This is a genomic window from Collinsella sp. AM20-15AC, from assembly GCF_003471405.1.
Taxonomy (GTDB): domain Bacteria; phylum Actinomycetota; class Coriobacteriia; order Coriobacteriales; family Coriobacteriaceae; genus Collinsella.
In genome coordinates this window covers 1-3,110 of sequence record NZ_QRJA01000052.1, presented here as the reverse complement: position 1 = coordinate 3,110, position 3,110 = coordinate 1, and the positions used below count along the sequence as shown (strand labels likewise).

General features: G+C 55.0%; 4 protein-coding genes and 1 pseudogene. 1 reads left to right on the top strand and 4 read right to left on the bottom strand.

The features are described 5' to 3' along the window. Positions 1-274: 274 nt before the first annotated feature. The 3 genes from DW233_RS09990 to DW233_RS09980 are packed head-to-tail and all read right to left on the bottom strand — an operon-like array spanning position 275 to position 2,057. The gene (locus tag DW233_RS09990; RefSeq protein WP_055252675.1) at positions 275-1,183 is read right to left on the bottom strand and encodes a radical SAM mobile pair protein B; all 909 of its coding nucleotides are present in this window, start codon (positions 1,181-1,183) and stop codon (positions 275-277) included. After that, positions 1,171-1,860 (bottom strand): radical SAM mobile pair protein A, encoded by a 690-nt coding sequence (locus DW233_RS09985; RefSeq protein ID WP_118268019.1) that lies wholly within the window; start codon positions 1,858-1,860, stop codon positions 1,171-1,173. Before DW233_RS09985 ends, DW233_RS09990 begins: the two co-directional genes overlap by 13 nt. Continuing rightward, positions 1,857-2,057: a hypothetical protein gene (locus DW233_RS09980; protein ID WP_117775997.1), complete on the bottom strand. Its 201-nt coding sequence runs from the start codon at positions 2,055-2,057 to the stop codon at positions 1,857-1,859. The genes DW233_RS09985 and DW233_RS09980 overlap by 4 nt, the downstream gene beginning before the upstream one ends. 143 nt (positions 2,058-2,200) lie before the next feature. Here DW233_RS09980 and DW233_RS09975 point away from each other — a divergent pair, with 143 nt between their 5' ends. After that, positions 2,201-2,761 (top strand): TetR/AcrR family transcriptional regulator, encoded by a 561-nt coding sequence (locus tag DW233_RS09975; RefSeq protein ID WP_117636933.1) that lies wholly within the window; start codon positions 2,201-2,203, stop codon positions 2,759-2,761. An 83-nt stretch (positions 2,762-2,844) separates the two neighbouring features. On the opposite strand, the pseudogene DW233_RS09970 reads toward DW233_RS09975, so the two are convergent. Beyond that, positions 2,845-3,110, bottom strand: a pseudogene (locus tag DW233_RS09970) (Sir2 silent information regulator family NAD-dependent deacetylase); the annotation flags it as partial.

Genomic DNA, 3,110 nt, shown 5'->3' with positions numbered 1-3,110 from the left:
CTCGAGGCTGGGGTAGAGGTGGTAGAAGCCGTCGAAAAGGCTCTTGACTACTTTCGATTGATGCTCAGTGCCCATTGTATTCGCTACGATTAAACTCGGCACAGGGGATACTGGTTTTCCGTGCGAAAACGCTCATGCCGCTAAATTGAGCGACCGCCTGTACTGCAGCGGGATCATCCGCCCGAGCGATCCCTTAATCCGTCGCCCGTTGCGCCAATCGGCAGAAGCCACGCGTGGACGCTAATCGCTCGAGCGAATCGTCGTCGGTTTCCGTTTAACGATTTCTTTTTCCGCTATTATCCGACCCTCGGACTTCCTCGTGATAGAAGTAGTCCACGATCACCGGATGCCCCTGGGGGACTCTGCCATAAGGCATTTCGTTGTCCACAAAGGGGCAATCGTACTTCTTGGCCATTTCCTCGGCTTTTACTTCAAGCGCTTCAAAATAGCTACGGTTGCGCTTGTTATAGATCTCATCGTAAAGCGGTACGAGATTGGGATGTTTCTCGGCGATATAATCCAGGATCGCTTTTTTGAAACCACCCCGAAGATTGAGATTTTCGAGCCAAAACAAATCGCACCGATCTTTTACTCGCTCAAAAATCATCTCAAAATCCGTGATGCCGGGAAATACCGGGGACACGAAGCAGACCGTACGGATACCTTCGTCATACACCTGCTTCATAGCAGCGATACGACGCTCGATGCTCGACGCGGAGTCCATATCGTTCTTGAAGTTCTCATCCAGCGTGTTGATCGACCATGAAACGGTCACTCGTCCAAGCCTCTTCAGCAGATCGATATCCCGTACCACAAGATCGGACTTTGTGCAGATCAGAATATCTGCATCGCTGCCAATCAGCTGCTCCAGGAGTTTCCTGGTATTCCCGAATCGCTCCTCCTGTGGATTGTAGCCATCCGTCACAGAACCGATAACCACCCGCTGTCCAGCGTATTTCTTCGGATTCTTGATTTCCGGCCAATGCTTCACATCAAGAAAGGTGCCCCATTCCTCCTTGTGTCCGGTAAAGCGCTTCATAAAGGAGGCATAGCAATACTTGCAGGCATGCGTGCAGCCTACATAGGGATTGACCGAGTAGCCGCCTACCGGCAGGCTGGACTTGGTCATGATGTTCTTTGCTTCCACCTCATTGATGAGGATTCCATCGATCACTTCCGCCATGTTCTCTGCACCTCCAGCACTCTTTCGAATTCTTCCGGCAATTCCTGAATCATGTTTTCGTCCCCTATGACAGAGACGAGGTCTTCCTTCATAAACATTGGAATGCCAAGCGCGTGCGCCTGGTCCGTCAAAGACCATGCCCACTCCGGTTCCGTATGAACCTTCCTGCTCTGCGCCCCGGTCATGGTACCGACGACGATCCAGTTGATTCCGGAAAGGTCGACCGTACCGGGATCGTCGAATAGCGGCTCAAAAGTAACGAAGAAGTGATTTGCTTTGACGTTTTTCCGAAGGGCGTCGATACGCCACAGCTCCGCTTTCCTCGTCACCGTAACGCCGAACCATGCGTTTTCCAGGTCGGTATCTAAATCCAGCAAATCGGGTCTCTTGGTCAGGAACAGGAACTGATGCTGTGAATTCTCATGGATCTTTGCAAATACCTCGTCTCGCCATTCCAGCTTCCACCCGGAGAGATCGCTCATGCCGGTAAGGAGAAAGTTCTGCGGGCGTTTCTTTTCCATCATCTTGAGCTTGCTCGGGAAGAACGCAGGATCAGCGAAGTCGTCAATCATATGCCAACGTTTCACATTGTTACGGGCATAGCAATATGGACACCCCACCGTGCAGCCGATGACGATATTCATATTCTGAATCTGATTTTTGATGCAGATGCTCATAACGCCTGCCTACCTGCCTCTCCCGTAAACACGCAATCAGCCTCCCCCACCTTGCGGGCAAAAACCTCGATATCTTGCTTGCAAGCAGCAGGCTCGCAATCGCTCAAATCGTATGACGTGCCGCCGTTTCGATAGACGGCCCGATGGGAAAACGATCGGCTGACAAGCCCGATGCCGAGCTTCTCGCACAGGGTCATCCGTGCTCCCTTTCAGCTATAAAAAACAGGTGTCTATAAACAGTATCCTTGTTGATTTTCGCAGGGGCAATGAACAAACGCGTGCACCTGTCGATAAACGAACAGCTACTGGACATTGTCAAACGACTCAGATTGGAGAGGCGATGGGAGAAACCAAGATCGACCGCCGGCGGCGCTACACCCTCTCGGTCATACAGGAGGCGTTCTTCGCGCTGCTGGCCGAGGTCGGCTTCGCGAAGATGACGGTGGCGGACATCTGCCGCCGCGCCGAGATCAACCGGGGAACGTTCTATCTGCATTACGAGGATAAGTACGCGCTGCTCGATGCGCTTATCGACGAGGCATTGGCAGCGGCTCCCCCGCTTGAGGGGGTTGAATCGGCAACGCTTTGCCAGCGTCCGCCGGCAGACGACGATTATCGCCTGCTTTATTCGGACAGCGACGCATACGCTCGCGTAGCCCAGCGCGTCATAGAACGCGGAGCGGAGCAGATGGTTCCCTGGGTCATGGAGAAAACAGGGCTTTCACGCGAAGACGCTTTCCTGCTCTTCGTCCACAACGTCCAGGGCAATCTGGCCGTCAACCGCCTGCTCGGCTGGAGACGAGGCCCCGAGTTCGCCCATGCCCAGGAGCTGCTCAACGCCTATTCCGAAGGGGGCTTACTGGCGGTATCCGCTCTTCGCGATTCCGATAACCCATCGTGACCTGCGATTCAGGAATACCAGCCTCCGAGCCCTCTCGTTCGGAGGCTGCGGCTAAAACCTCATTGCGCGTCTACCGCTCCGCGTTACTCTCCACCTGCCCGCGCCACCGAGAGCAGGGCGCCCAAATCGGCCTGGATCGCCCCTGCCTTGCTTCCAAGCTGCAGCGGAGCCGAGCCGCCCGAGATGTTTACGCTCAACAGGTGCGCATCCGGCAGCTTTGCGGTCATGCTCCAGAACGGGAGCGTGATGATGCCGGGGGTCATCTCGCCCACGCCGAGCTCCAGCAACAGCACGCGGCCGCTGCTGCGCTCGCGCACGAAGCGCTCGTATCGTCCGAGGCTCTCGCGCC

Coding starts and splice junctions, on each gene's coding strand:
- DW233_RS09990 (WP_055252675.1), bottom strand. CDS start 1,183: ATGGCGGAAGTGATCGATGGAATCCTCATCAATGAGGTGGAAGCAAAG.
- DW233_RS09985 (WP_118268019.1), bottom strand. CDS start 1,860: ATGAGCATCTGCATCAAAAATCAGATTCAGAATATGAATATCGTCATC.
- DW233_RS09980 (WP_117775997.1), bottom strand. CDS start 2,057: ATGACCCTGTGCGAGAAGCTCGGCATCGGGCTTGTCAGCCGATCGTTT.
- DW233_RS09975 (WP_117636933.1), top strand. CDS start 2,201: ATGGGAGAAACCAAGATCGACCGCCGGCGGCGCTACACCCTCTCGGTC.